Raw genomic sequence first — 14,102 nt, forward strand, 5'->3', positions numbered from 1 at the left:
GCTTGGAGTAACATTCACCTCCTGCACCTGTGCGAATGGAGTCAGCATGGCCGATCTGCCCCCCCCCAAGAAAGAGAGTTCGATCCTGAGCAGTCAGGAGCAGACACTGCGTCTGGCACGCAGCCGCGGCATCGACGGCATGCTCACCCGCAACACCGACAGCACCTTCGAACAGCGCGCTACCTTTCGCCATCTGGCGGATCAGGCCGCCCGCCAGCGCAATCTGGAAGCCATCATGGTGATGGCCTCCCGTCACTGTGAAGAGACCGCCGCCGGCGGCGAGATGGACAGCGACTGGCTGACCCGCTTCCTGCAACTGGCGGAAGATATCAGCATGGTGCCGATGCAGCAGCTGTGGGGGCGGATCTTCGCGCTGGAGGTCGCCACCCCGGGTCGCTTCTCCATTCGGGCGCTCTCCACCCTCAAAGAGATGACCCAGCGCGAAGCCCAGCTGTTCCAGCGCATCTGCTCCCTCACCTGCCACTATGCGGGCAGTGACGAGCAGCGCCTGCTGCTGGGGCTGCACAAGGGCGCCAGTCTGCTGAGCCGTGCCAAGGCAACCCGGCTGGGGCTCGGCAAATATCGCCTCCCCTACAGCGCCCTGCTGCAGCTGTTCGAGCTCGGTCTGCTGCACAAGGGCGAGCTGGAGTCCGGCCCGCTGCCCGCCGATGGGGTGGAGCTGGAGTTTGGCAACCAGCGCTGGCGGCTGCAGCGCAAGCAGAACAACATCACTCTGCTCTACTACCGGCTCACCCCGGTGGGTAACGAGCTGGCCCAGCTGCTCACCGATACCCCGCTGGATGAGTACCTGCAGGATCTGAAAACCGTGCTGGTGCAGGGGATGCAGATAGAGGTGCAGCAACAACCGAGCGAGCCGCCCCCCTCAACCACCGAACCAACTCCCGCAAGCCATCCCTGAACCCGTTCCTGAACACCCCGGGGAGGTAGCCCCTCCCTCATTGCGAATAGGGCGATCTGCATTGCTCTCATCTTCAAAATGATGTGCAAAATGCAGATCGAGCCCCCCTCACCGTCCCCATTTTTTGCAACTTGCAAAACAAAATCCCCACCACCACGCTCGCTAGCCCTTTAATGACATAAAAATCATTAAAAACGGAACATGGCCCATCCTTTGCAGATACTTTTGATGTAGATCAAAATTCAACCACCATAGTTCGGGAGCAACGCCATGAGAGTCAATCAACCGGTTACCCAACGCGAACGTCTCTATCCGGAACACCAGAGCCTCATCTCCACCACGGATCTGGAGAGTCGTATCACTTACGCCAATGACGAGTTCTGCGAGATTGCCGGCTTCCAGCTGGACGAACTGGTGGGCGAACACCACAATCTGGTGCGCCACCCGGACATGCCGAAACAGGCCTTTGGCGACCTGTGGGGTCACATCAAAGAAGGTAAAAGCTGGATGGGGCCGGTGAAGAACCGCTGCAAAAATGGCGACCACTACTGGGTCAGCGCCTTTGTCACCCCGATCAAAGATGCCAATGGTCGGGTCGTCGAGTACCAGTCAGTGCGCACCGCGCCGAGTGAAGAGATCAAGCAGCGTGCCGAGAAGGTCTATGCCGACCTGCGCAACAACAAGCTGCCGCTGGCGCTGAAACTGCCGACCTTCTCCCACACCCTGGCTATCAACCTCTGCCTGCTGCTGAGTCTGGCGACCATTCTCAGCCTCTCCTTCACCAACCCGCTGGGCTGGCAGTTGTCGCTGGCCGCCATTCCGCTGGCCGTGGCCGCCATCACCCTGAACGCCCTCTCTCGCCGCCTCGGCAAGCTCAACAAGATGGCCCGCAGCCGCTTTGACAACCCGCTGATGCAGCTGCTCTACACCAACAAGGTGGACAACATCGCCGCCATCGAGCTCTCGATGGTGATGAATCAGGCCGAGTTCAACGCCGTGCTGGCCCGTACCCAGCAGACCTGCAGCCGGATCCTGCAAGCCGCCGAGGGGGATCTGCGCAACGCCGAATCCATCACCGAAAACCTGCAGCAGCAACAGGCCGAGACCAATCAGGTAGCGACCGCCATCACCGAGATGTCCGAGTCCATTCGCGAGGTCTCACAGAGTTCGACCGACTCCTCCAGCCTGCTGGACGAGACCGCCGACCTGTTCAAGAGCGGCAACAGCAGCGTCACCGAAACCGTCGCCGCCGTCGCTGGCATGAACAGCGAACTGACCACCTCCAGAACTGTCATCAGCGCGCTGGTCGGCCACTGCCGCGATATCGACGGCATCCTCGATGTCATCAACAACATCGCCAACCAGACCAACCTGCTGGCCCTCAATGCCGCCATCGAAGCCGCCCGTGCTGGCGAGGCGGGCCGTGGTTTCTCGGTGGTCGCCGACGAGATCCGCTCGCTCGCCATCAAGACCCAATCCTCTACCAGCGAAATCCAGAAGATGATCACCGAGCTGCAGAACAGCTCCGGCGAAGCAGAGCAGGCGATGGAGAAGGGCTGCCTGCTGGCGGACAGCTGCCAGCAGAAGGCATCGGCCACCGGCGCCATCCTGCAGCAAATCAACAGCATGCTGCAGCAGGTCGCCTCCGGCAGCAGCCAGATTGCCCACGCAGTACAAGAGCAATCCCACGTCACTGCCGAGATCAACCGCAACGTGCTCAGCATCAAAACCCTGGCCGATGACTCCAGCGTCGGCAGCCAACACGCCGTCCACGGCATCACCCAGCTGGTGACCCAGCTGAGCGACCTCAACCGTCTGGTACGCCAGTTCCAGAAAGGCGCTCCGGCAACCCAGAGCCGCTACGAGATGCCAGCCGCCCGCGTGGTGCCGGTTCGCTAAGCCAGATAAAAACAAGCAATCACCGCAGAAAAACCACATGGGCCCTTGGGCCCATGTGGTTTTTTAATGTCTGCCAACAAAAGGGCGATACTCCCGATTTCCCCCTGCGCTGATGGGCGGCTGCTCTGGTGCGAACACATCGCCATCCGTTATTGATTAATTTATTGATCTTGCTCAGGAAATGGCTCGCTTGCGCTTTTCACCCCAGCCCCGTTCGGTAACATAGCCGCTTGGCAACCCCTTGTCGGAGTCAGCCATGAACCAAGCCAGTGCCAAAACACAGGTAAAATGCAGCAGACTGGAGGCTGAAATTCAGGGGCGGTAGCGTGGTTTTTGCAGGTTGGCGCAGAGCGCTGCGAAGCCCAACATACGAGATAGACGCTTGACGTGAATTTGTGAAAATGAGACATTCAAAATTCGTGGGGCTGTTATTCTTCGGAATAAACGTTTTTTAAACGTGTTACTAATAAACAATAGATTCGCTCTATTTGTTAACTCAGACACTCAATTGAGTGTGTTAAACTTGTAATTATTTACAGCCCCACATCTAATTAGAGAAAAATATGGACATAAATAATATTTGGTTTACTCGAAAAGCAAGGATTAGAGCATCTGAGCGTCTTCTGGAAAATGATTTTCATGCACAATGCATTTTAATCTATTATTCATCTTTAGTTGTTTGCGTTTCAATTTTAGATTTGGGTGTTGATGACATATTTAATGGCAAGGCTGGTGTGATTTTATGTGCTTTATCAGTTGCAGTATTAGTTTTATCATCATTCATTACCAGTATTAATTTTAAAGGTAGAGGTTTGGCATTTAAAGATAACTACATTTCATTACATGCCCTATATGAGAAAGTTAATGCGTCAAATACACAACAGTTAAGTTCAATCCAAACCGATGAATATTTTGAATTATTGAAGAATTGTGAGAACCACCTTGATTTAGATGACCTCTATGCCCGTGTTATTTATTGCAAGAACGACACATCTAGAAAGGCATCCTGCCATGAGGTTATTAACATTTATATCTACATAATCAAAAGAAAAACAACAATACTTGCACTGTATATTATTCCTGTAGTTAGTTTGTGGTGGGCATGGTGATGACACCTTACAAATTATTTAAAAGTTTTACATCCAAAAAAAACCTTACGCAAGTTTATGAAAACCACATAAAAAACAAACCAGCTGTTGGTTTAGATAAAATAAATAACCACACTTTTTCAAAACGACTTGATGATGAAATTGATGTAATACATAGAAAAATTAGAAATAAAACCTATCATTTTACCACCTATAAACAAAAGCTAATTTCTAAGGGAGCGAACAAATACCCTAGATGCATTTCAATCCCAACAATACGAGATCGAATAACTCTAAAAGTTCTATGTGAACTTTTACAGGCATTGTATAAAGAAAAAATAAAACAAGAAATACCTCAAACAAAAATAGAACGAATAAAAGGTTCTTTACAAACAGGTACATATTCACATTATATTAAAATCGACCTAGCTAATTTTTATCCATCTATTCATCATGAAAAATTATTAGCTAAATTATCAAAAAGAATACGTTCCAAGCAAATCCTTAACCTTATTGAATCCGCATTAAAAACTGCAACATTACCTACACCAGATAGAAATAAACAAAATACATGTGGAATACCACAGGGTATTGCCATATCAAATATCTTGGCTGACATATACTTCATTGATATTGACGAGAGAATATCAAAGATAGAAGGAATCCATTACGAAAGATACGTAGATGACATATTCATACTATGCAAAGAGGAGTATGCTCATGAGATTTTAAGAGCAACCTTTGAATTACTAACTACTGAGGGATTGGAACCTCACCCTATAGAAGCTCTAGGTTCAAAATCAAAACTAGACAATCTAAACAATAGATTCTCATTTTTAGGTTATGAATTTCATCCCTCGAAAGTGACAGTGAAATCAGAAAGTCGTCAAAAATTAGAGTCATCGATCGTCAAATTATTTACAACTTACAAATATCAGGTAGAAAAAATCGAAGGTGAACATCTTGAATACAGAGAAAGGCTGAAGAAAATTCTCCAATGGAGAGTTAACTTACGTCTAACCGGGTGTATATTCGAAGATTCAAGACGAGGCTGGGTATTTTATTTCTCACAAATAAATGACCAAGAGATATTATATAAAATAGACAGACTCGTACACTCATTTTGTAAACGATTCAAAATACCCGACGTCCACTTTAAAAAAATATCGAAAGCATACCTTGAAGCAAAAATAAAAAACAAAGACGATCACAAATATATAATAAACTTTGATAAGTTAACGGTGACAGAAAAAAGGAAAATCCTCGAGACATATCTGGGCGAAGAAAGAATTGGAGCCAGAAGTAATGATGAGATTAATAGGCTGTTCAAATTAAGAATTAAACATATTATCGCAGAGCTAGAAAAAGATATTCAATCTGCATATTAATAACGAGTCCCCAAATTGGAGCGGGATTGGTTTCAAACCATAGGTTCGAATAGCGCAGCGTATTCGGACAATCGCGAATAACCCCGCAGCGATATAAGCAAGGATCGGAAGATCCCTTTGCGGGGTTGCTATCAACCGCCTTGGGGTGGCTCAAGACTCGTCGGTGCCACTATAAGCTGGATTTATGGGTTTTCCGATAATGACCCAACTTTTACTTATAGTGGCAGCCACCAGTCCAGCAGCGCCTGTGATGGCCAACTTAACGGCTGACGGGCGCTTGTTATAGGTTCTTCCGATCCAACTACAGGTAGTTCCCCTGCCGCAGGGCGGTCAGCAACTCATCCACCAGCGCAGCGACCGGTTTACCGGCATTCAGCAGATGGATCTCCGGCTGCTCGGGGGCCTCGTAGGCGGAGTCGATACCGGTAAAGTTGCGAATTTCCCCTGCCCGCGCCTTTTTGTAGAGCCCCTTGGGGTCGCGCTCTTCGCAGACGGCGAGCGGCGCATCGACAAACACCTCGACAAACTCCCCTTCGCCCAGGAGACTGCGCACCAGCGCCCGCTCGGCACGAAATGGCGAGATAAAGGCGGTGAGCACGATCAGGCCCGCATCCACCATCAGTTTTGCCACCTCGCCGACCCGGCGGATATTCTCCTGCCGCGCGGCATCATCGAAACCGAGATCGCCGCACAGGCCATGGCGCACATTGTCACCATCCAGCAGATAGGTGTGCTTGCCCTCGGCGGCCAGCGCCTGCTCCAGCGCCCCCGCCAGAGTCGATTTGCCTGCCCCCGACAGCCCGGTAAACCAGATCACCAGTGGTCGCTGCCCCTTGGCCTCGGCCCGGCTGGCCTTGTTCACCGCATGCTGGTGCCACACAACGTTATTCATCCAGACTCCTTCTTTTCGGCGCAATCCTGCCCCTCACCTGATCCTCTCCCAAGGGAGAGGGAACACTCCCTGCCCCCTCTTTTCCTCGGCGGGATCAGGCCCCTCACCCTAACCCTCTCCCAGAGGGAGAGGGAATATTTGCCTCTCCCAAGGGAGAGGCACCTGGCGCTATGACTTGCCGCTGTCGTTGCCGATGGTCAGCGCCTGCCAGTGGGGGAAGTGCTTGCGCACCAGCGCATTGAGCTCGATTTCAAACTCGCTGTAGTGCCCTTTTACCGCTTTCGCGGCTAGGCCTTCCACTATCATGCCGGCGCCGACGGTGACGTTGCTCAGCCGGTCGATCAGGATAAAGCTGCCGGTGTCGCGGATCTCCTGATACGAGTCGAACGCCACCGGGTCGGTCAGGCTCAGCTCGCACAGGCCGATCTCGTTGAGCTTGAGCTCGCTGGCGGGCAGCTCGTCGAGCTTGTTGATCTCGATGCGGTGGCGGATAGCCTCCACCTGACCGCGACTCTTCTTGGTGGCGAGCTTGACGTCGTAGACCCGGCCCGGTTGCAGGGACTCCTCCCCCATCCAGACGATGTGGGCCAGCAGGTTCTGGGTCACTTGCGGACGGTTGGCTGCATCCACCAGCAGGTCGCCGCGGCTGATGTCGATCTCGTCGGCGAAGGTGACCGTGATGGCCTGACCCGGCAGGGCGTACTCCAGATCGCCGTCGAAGGTGACGATGCGGGTTACCGTGCTCTCTTTGCCGGACGGCAGCACAGCGAGGCGGTCGCCGACCCGCAGGATGCCGGAGGCGAGCGTCCCCGCGAAGCCGCGAAAATCTAGGTTGGGGCGGTTCACATACTGCACCGGCAGGCGCACCGGATGGCGCTCCAGCTCGCGCTCCACTTCCGCAGACTCCAGCAGCGCAAGCAGGGTTTCCCCCTGATACCAGGCCAGCTTGTCGCTTGGGTTGACCACGTTGTCGCCGTCCAGCGCCGAGACCGGCACGATATGGATGGTGTCGACGCTGAGCTTCTTGGCGAACTCGCGGTAGTCGGCACTGATGCGCTCGAACACCTCCTGACTGAACTCCACCAGGTCCATCTTGTTGACCGCCACCACGAACTGCTTGATGCCGAGCAGGCTGGCGATAAAGCTGTGGCGGCGGGTCTGATCCAGCACGCCTTTGCGGGCATCGATCAATATGATGGCGAGATCGCAGGTGGAGGCGCCGGTGGCCATGTTGCGGGTGTACTGCTCGTGGCCCGGGGTATCCGAGATGATAAATTTGCGCTTGGCGGTGGAGAAATAGCGGTAGGCCACATCGATGGTGATGCCCTGCTCGCGCTCCGCTTGCAGGCCATCCACCAGCAGCGCCAAGTCCAGCTTCTCGCCGGTGGTGCCGAGCTTCTGGCTGTCGGACTCCAGCGCTTTGAGCTGATCTTCATAAATCTGCTGGGAGTCGTGCAGCAGGCGACCGATAAGGGTGCTCTTGCCGTCATCCACGCTGCCGCAGGTGAGAAAACGCAGCAGACTCTTGTGCTGCTGGGCGTGCAGATAGGCTTCGATACCCTGTTCGGTGATGGCGGTCTGAATATGGCTGTTCATGCTGACGACTCCTTAGAAATATCCCTGACGCTTCTTCTGCTCCATGGAGCCGGCCTGATCGTGGTCAATCAGCCGCCCTTGCCGCTCGCTCGAGGTGGTGAGCAGCATCTCTTCAATAATTTCCGGCAAGGTGGTGGCAGCGGATTCGATGGCTCCGGTCAGCGGGTAGCAACCGAGGGTGCGGAAGCGCACCAGCTCTTGCTTCACCTCATCCTCGGCGGTGAGCGGCATGCGATCGTCATCCACCATGATCTTGATGCCGTTGCGCTCCACCACCGGGCGATGGGCCGCGAAGTAGAGCGGCACTATGTCGATGTTCTCGAGATAGATGTATTGCCAGATATCCAGTTCGGTCCAGTTGGAGAGCGGGAACACTCGGATGCTCTCCCCCTTGTTGACCTGGCTGTTGTAGACGCGCCACAGCTCGGGGCGCTGGTTCTTCGGATCCCAGCGGTGAGACTTGTCACGGAAGGAGTAGACCCGCTCCTTGGCGCGGGACTTCTCTTCGTCGCGACGGGCTCCTCCGAAGGCGGCGTCGAAGCCATATTTGTTGAGCGCCTGCTTGAGCCCCTCGGTCTTCATGATGTCGGTGTGCTTGCCGCTGCCGTGGACGAAGGGGTTGATGCCCATGGCGAGCCCTTCCGGGTTCTTGTGGACGATCAGATCCAGCCCGTACTTCTTGGCGGTCTCGTCGCGGAAGGTGATCATCTCCTTGAACTTCCAGTCGGTGTCGACATGGAGCAAGGGGAACGGGATCTTGCCCGGATAGAAGGCCTTGCGGGCCAGATGCAGCATGACGGAGGAGTCCTTGCCGATGGAGTACATCATCACCGGGTTTTCAAATTCGGCAGCCACCTCGCGGATGATGTGGATGCTCTCGGCTTCCAGCTGCTGCAAGTGGGTCAATCTTTCACGATCCATGTTGGTCCCTCGGGTCATTGCTTATGCGCCTGATCGGGGCGCTTGGTGGTTCAGTGCGCGGCCGCACCGGCAGCCGCATCAAATAGCTCTTTCTGGGTCAGGCCAGCTGCACCAGCTTGAGGTCGCAGCCATCGAGATCCGGGTTAGCGCGAAGCCGCTCGCCACTCTGCTCCCCAAACCAGGCGAGCCGCTCGCGCAGGGCGACAACTTCGCCGATGACGATAAGCGACGGGCTCACCGCCTGTTTGGCCAACTCGGCCAAATCGGCCAGAGTGCCGGTCAACACCCGCTGGCGGGATGTGGTTCCTCGCTCGATGATGGCGATGGGAGTGGCTTGGCTTCGACCGTGATCCACCAACTGCTGCTGGATATGCTCGGAGCGCATCAGCCCCATGTAGATGACAAGGGTCTGACTGGTGGCAGCGAGCTGCTGCCAGTCGGGCTCCTTACCCTCTTTTTGGCAGTGACCTGTGATAAAGACGGCGCTCTGGGCGTAATCACGGTGAGTCAGCGGAATACCGGCATAGGCGGTGGCACCGGCAGCAGCCGTGATACCGGGCACCACCGAGAAGGGGATACCTTCATCGGCCAGCACTTCCAGCTCCTCGCCACCACGGCCAAACATGAAGGGATCGCCCCCTTTCAGCCGCACCACCCGGTTGCCCGCCTTGGCGTAGTCCACCAGCAGGCGATTGGTCTCCTCCTGCGGCACGCTGTGGGCACCCGCCTTCTTGCCGACCGACACCAGGGTGGCGTCGCGGCGCACCAGATCGAGGATCTCGGCGGAGACCAGCTGGTCGTAGAGCACCACTTCAGCCTGTTGAATCTGTTGCAGCGCCTTGAGGGTCAACAGGCCCGGATCACCGGGCCCCGCGCCGACCAACACCACCTCGCCCACTTCGCTTTTCGCCTGGTCGAGGCCATCGCTCAGCCACTGCTCGGCACCTTGCCAATCCTCTTTTTCAATCAGGCTGGCGAGGGTGTTGGAGGCAAAGGCGCGCTCCCAGAAGCGGCGACGATCGGAAATCGAGGAGAGCACCCGCTTGGCCTTGTCACGGACCCGGCCGGAGAGCTCGGTCAGCCCACCAAGATGGCGCGGCAGCAGGCTCTCCAGCCGTTCGCGCAGCAGGCGCACCAGCACCGGCGCCTTGCCGCCACTGGAGACCGCCACCATCAGCGGCGAGCGATCGATGATCGAGGGGAAGATAAAGCTGGAGCGCTTGGGGTCATCCACCACGTTGACGAACAGACCCAGCTGGTTGGCACTCTGATAAACGAGGGCATTGACTTCGAGGTTGTCGGTCGCCGCCACCACCAAAATCTGGCCTGCCAGATGGGCCGGAGTGAAGCGCTCGGCCAGATGGGTAAAACGACCGGAAAATTCCGTGAATTCGGGTTCAAGCTCCGGGGAGACGATGGTCAGTCTGGCACCGGCCGCCAGCAGCAGGCGCGCTTTGCGCAGGGCCACTTCGCCCCCGCCCACCAGCAGCACCGGGCGCCCGTCCAACTTGGCAAACATCGGCAAATAATCCATTTCGACCCATCCCTCGGAATACGACTAATATGGGGCGACTATAGGCAGGGCCACTTATCCCTCAAAATAATAAAAAATGCTTTTTAAGACACTTTGGTAATTAGCAAAGCCATTTACTGACTAAAGAGAGCGAAAGTCGCTTGTAGTGCCAAAGGGCAAACCCTAGGCTATGGACTGTGTTTCATAAGGAGCTTAATGATGAACGAATCATTGATTGTGCTAGGGATTTTTGTATTTCTGGTCATCGCAACCCTGAGTGCCGGCATCAAGATAGTGCCACAGGGCTTCAACTGGACTGTCGAGCGCTTCGGCCGCTACACCCGCACCCTGACCCCGGGCCTCAACCTGCTGATCCCCTATGTGGATCGGGTCGGCCACAAGATCATCATGATGGAGCAGGTGCTGGACATCCCGGCACAAGAGGTGATCTCCCGCGATAACGCCAACGTTACCATCGACGCCATCAGCTTTGTGCAGGTGGTGGATGCCCGCAAAGCGGGCTACGAGGTCAACGATCTCACCAGCGCCATCCGCAACCTCACCATGACCAATATGCGCACCGTGCTCGGCGCCATGGAGCTGGACGAGATGCTCTCCCAGCGCGATACCATCAACGAGAAGCTGCTGCGCACCATGGATGCCGCCACCGCCCCCTGGGGCATCAAAGTGACCCGCATCGAGATTAAAGATGTGCGCCCGCCGCTGGCGCTGGTCGAAGCGATGAACGCCCAGATGAAGGCCGAGCGCCAGAAACGGGCCGAGGTACTGGAAGCCGAAGGGGTGCGCCAGTCCAAGATCCTGAAAGCGGAAGGTGAGAAACAGTCCCAGATCCTCAAGGCCGAGGGTGAGCGTCAGGCCGCCTTCCTCGCCGCCGAAGCGCGCGAGCGGGCCGCCGAGGCAGAAGCCAAAGCGACCCACATGGTCTCCAAGGCCATCGCCGAAGGGGATCTGCAGGCCATCAACTACTTCGTGGCCCAGAAATATACCGAAGCGCTGGCCCGCATCGGTGAAGGTGCCAACAGCAAGGTGGTGATGATGCCGCTGGAAGCGGGCAGCCTGATTGGCGCCGTGGCCGGCATGGCCGAGCTGTTCAAGGATGGCAAGGGCGGCAAGTCATGACAGCCCTGTTCGAGGGGCTGACCCACTGGCACTGGCTGGGGCTCGGCTTCGTGCTGCTGGCCATCGAGGTGCTGGGGTCGGTGGGTTTTCTGCTCTGGACCGGCATCGCCGCGCTGGAGGTGGGCCTGCTACTGCTGGTCTGGCCCTTCGGCTGGCAGGCACAACTGCTGCTGTTCGCCCTGCAATCCCTGCTCACCACCTGGGTCTGGTGGCGCTGGCAACACAACCGGGATCGCTCCGGCAACGATGCTGCCGCCCCCATCAACGAGCGGATGCAGAGCTATCTGGGCCGCGAGCTGACCCTGATCGATGATGTCGTGCAGGGCACCAGCCGGGTACATCTGGACGATACGGTCTGGACGGTGCGCTGCAGCCAGCCACTGCCGGCAGGCACCCAAGTCAGGGTGGTGGGAGCCGACTCCCATATCCTGCTGGTTGAACCGCTCTCCTGACCGCCTGCAAGCCATAAAAAAGCCCGCGATATCGCGGGCTTTTGTTTGCCTTCTATTTCCATCAAGTGCGCAGCCGATCCAGCTGGCTGGCGAGCGCCGTTGCCGCTTGCTCCAGCGTTTCGCTGAGCCGATGGCTGGCATTGGCCTCCTGACCAATCACGTTGGCGGTGTCGCCAATACGCATCAGATTCTGGTTGATGTCGTCGCTGACGGCACTCTGCTGTTCGGCAGCCGTAGCCACCTGACTGATATGGTCGTGGATCTGCTGGATCTGGGAGACGACCAGATTGAGCGCCTCGAATGCCTGCTCGGTACCCTGCACGGTAGAGCTGGAGCGCTCGATGCCCGTATTCATCAGGCGCTGGCTACTGTTCACCTCGGCCTGCAAGCTACCAATCAACTGACCTATCTCGTCGGTTGACGCCCTTGTCTTGGTCGCCAGTGCCCGCACCTCGTCCGCCACCACGGCAAAACCGCGCCCCATATCGCCAGCCCGGGCAGCCTCGATGGCGGCGTTCAGAGCCAGCAGGTTGGTCTGCTCGGCGATGGCACGGATCACATCGAGGATCCGGCTGATATTGGCGCTGCGCTGGGCCACCAGTGCCACCGCCTTGTCAGCCTCGTGCATATCCTCAACCAGGGTATGGATCTCCTGCCGCGCATTGCTCAAGGTCTGCTGGGCACTGTTGATGTGATGGGTCGCAGCCTCCGACTCCTCGGCAGCCTGCTCGGCATAGCCTGCGACGCTGACCGCGGTAGTGCTCATCTCGTGCATGGCACTGACCACACTCTCCAGCTCCAGATGCTGTTCATCCAGACTCTGGCGCATGGTGTTGGCAGTCTGCTTCATGCCTCTGGCCTGATCGTTGACCTGCTGGCCTATCTCCTTGCTGCTCTGTACCATGCCGCGCAGCTTGCCAAGGAAGGCGTTGAGATGCCTTCCCAGCTCTATCAGTTCTGCGTGGGTATCAATCTCGATCTTCTGGGTCAGGTCCCCTTCATTGCTGGAGAGGTGAGAAACGTGACGGCTGATCAGAGCCAGCGGCGCAGTAATGGTCTGGATGAACCAGATCAGCAGGCCAAGCACCAGCAGCGTGATGACTCCCATGGCCATCACCTGCTGCTGCTGGGCATCCTGCAGCAGGGCGCCCAGATCGTTACTGATGCTGCGCGCCTTGCTCAGCGCCAGCGCCTTGGGCACCTTGATCATCAGCCACCACTGGGCATTGGCGACATCGACCCGGATCGGCTGCTCGAGGATAAAGTCACTGTCACTGCTGACCGGCTGGCCGGTCGGCAGGGCAAGGCCCACCTCCTTGAGCGGGCGACCCAGCTTGTTGGCGTAGCGGTTGCTGCCCACAATCAACCCCATCTTGCTGACAATGGTGACATCCGCCTTGTTGTCATAAAGGCTCTTGCCCAGCGTTTCGGCCAGTTGCTGGAAGATGGGCAGGTTCATATCGACCCCGGTCAGACCAACAAATTTGCCGTCATGAAGAACAGGCACGGTCAGGCTGGTCATCAGCATCTTGTTGCCCGGGCTTATCTCGTAGAGGTAGGGCTCCATCAGGCAGGGTTGGCGGGTATCGCGGCCACAGAGATACCACTCGCTGTTGCGGATACCGAATTCGTTGAGGGAAGTATCGAACTTTGCCTCGCTGGCAGCCGCATCGATCGGCTGCTGGGTAACGGCGCCACCCTGATCCTTGGTGAAGTAAACCTCCAGGCTCCCCTTGCCCGCCACCGAGTGGCTGGCTCCGGCCACCCAGTTGGCATCCTCGCCATCGTAGCCGTTCGGTTCAAACTGGGCATAGATGGAGCTGATCCCGCTCGCCTGCTGCAAGCTGCTGCCGAGCAGCGACTCCACCTGTGGCCGTGAGAGACGTTGTTCCGGTTTGGCCATGGCCGCTTCAATCTGGGCAGTGACCGTCAGGGGGACCTGGTAGGAGTTCTGCATCAGAGAGGAGATCTGGATGGCATAGCGCTCAGCCTGATATTGCAGGCTGTGGGAGACCTCCTGCTCCAGCGCATCGCTGGTCTGGGTCATCACCATGGTACGAAGAGAGCTGAAAGAGGCCGATTGCAACAAGGTCATGGCCAACCCGGTGAGCAGAAAGAGCCCCATGGTCAGACACAAGAGCTTGAACTTGAGCGAACGTTGTTTCATGCAGCAACTCCTTATGGCAAGAGTAACAACGAATAAGTTGAGTATATTCCCCTACTTGCCACTCACCCGATTTGTTGATGGGTTTGCAGCCGGCTTCTGGTTATAATTTTTGCCTTCCCGAGCGTTG

11 protein-coding genes are annotated in these 14,102 nt (G+C 56.3%); 6 read left to right on the forward strand and 5 right to left on the reverse strand.

Translation table 11 applies throughout. The features are described from left to right. Window positions 1-46: 46 nt before the first annotated feature. The 4 genes from WE862_RS00530 (at window position 47) to WE862_RS00545 (ending at window position 5,294) form a co-directional block, all read left to right on the forward strand. Entirely contained in the window at window positions 47-919 is an 873-nt protein-coding gene (locus WE862_RS00530) for a TIGR03899 family protein (protein WP_042030437.1), read from the forward strand. Window positions 920-1,189: 270 nt separating this feature from the next. Beyond that, complete coding sequence (locus tag WE862_RS00535) at window positions 1,190-2,818, forward strand: methyl-accepting chemotaxis protein (protein ID WP_042030436.1); 1,629 nt, start codon at window positions 1,190-1,192, stop codon at window positions 2,816-2,818. 563 nt (window positions 2,819-3,381) lie between these two features. Further along, complete coding sequence (locus WE862_RS00540; RefSeq protein WP_156128684.1) at window positions 3,382-3,927, forward strand: SLATT domain-containing protein; 546 nt, start codon at window positions 3,382-3,384, stop codon at window positions 3,925-3,927. Further along, window positions 3,927-5,294, forward strand: coding sequence for a reverse transcriptase domain-containing protein (locus tag WE862_RS00545; RefSeq protein WP_042030523.1), 1,368 nt, complete (start codon window positions 3,927-3,929; stop codon window positions 5,292-5,294). Before WE862_RS00540 ends, WE862_RS00545 begins: the two co-directional genes overlap by 1 nt. A gap of 301 nt (window positions 5,295-5,595) precedes the next feature. On the opposite strand, the gene cysC is transcribed toward WE862_RS00545, so the two are convergent. The 4 genes from cysC to cysG form a co-directional block, all read right to left on the reverse strand. After that, the gene (gene cysC / locus WE862_RS00550) at window positions 5,596-6,186 is read right to left on the reverse strand and encodes an adenylyl-sulfate kinase (protein ID WP_042030435.1); all 591 of its coding nucleotides are present in this window, start codon (window positions 6,184-6,186) and stop codon (window positions 5,596-5,598) included. 168 nt (window positions 6,187-6,354) lie between these two features. Continuing rightward, a complete protein-coding gene (cysN, locus tag WE862_RS00555; protein ID WP_042030434.1) occupies window positions 6,355-7,782 on the reverse strand; it encodes a sulfate adenylyltransferase subunit CysN in 1,428 nt (475 codons plus the stop codon). 12 nt (window positions 7,783-7,794) lie between these two features. After that, entirely contained in the window at window positions 7,795-8,703 is a 909-nt protein-coding gene (gene cysD, locus WE862_RS00560) for a sulfate adenylyltransferase subunit CysD (protein ID WP_042030433.1), read from the reverse strand. Window positions 8,704-8,800: 97 nt separating this feature from the next. Continuing rightward, window positions 8,801-10,237, reverse strand: coding sequence for a siroheme synthase CysG (gene cysG / locus WE862_RS00565; protein ID WP_042030431.1), 1,437 nt, complete (start codon window positions 10,235-10,237; stop codon window positions 8,801-8,803). A gap of 198 nt (window positions 10,238-10,435) precedes the next feature. On the opposite strand from cysG, the gene WE862_RS00570 reads away from it, so the two are divergent. Both WE862_RS00570 and WE862_RS00575 read left to right on the forward strand, forming a co-directional pair. Next, on the forward strand, window positions 10,436-11,356 hold the full coding sequence (locus tag WE862_RS00570) for an SPFH domain-containing protein (RefSeq protein ID WP_339058745.1): 921 nt from the start codon (window positions 10,436-10,438) through the stop codon (window positions 11,354-11,356). Beyond that, on the forward strand, window positions 11,353-11,808 hold the full coding sequence (locus WE862_RS00575) for an NfeD family protein (protein WP_042030430.1): 456 nt from the start codon (window positions 11,353-11,355) through the stop codon (window positions 11,806-11,808). The genes WE862_RS00570 and WE862_RS00575 overlap by 4 nt, the downstream gene beginning before the upstream one ends. A gap of 61 nt (window positions 11,809-11,869) precedes the next feature. Here WE862_RS00575 and WE862_RS00580 read toward each other — a convergent pair whose 3' ends face one another. Continuing rightward, on the reverse strand, window positions 11,870-13,975 hold the full coding sequence (locus tag WE862_RS00580; RefSeq protein WP_042030429.1) for a methyl-accepting chemotaxis protein: 2,106 nt from the start codon (window positions 13,973-13,975) through the stop codon (window positions 11,870-11,872). Between the last annotated feature and the right edge of the window lie 127 nt (window positions 13,976-14,102).

It is taken from the genome of Aeromonas jandaei (assembly GCF_037890695.1).
In the GTDB taxonomy this organism is placed as follows: Bacteria; Pseudomonadota; Gammaproteobacteria; order Enterobacterales; family Aeromonadaceae; genus Aeromonas; species Aeromonas jandaei.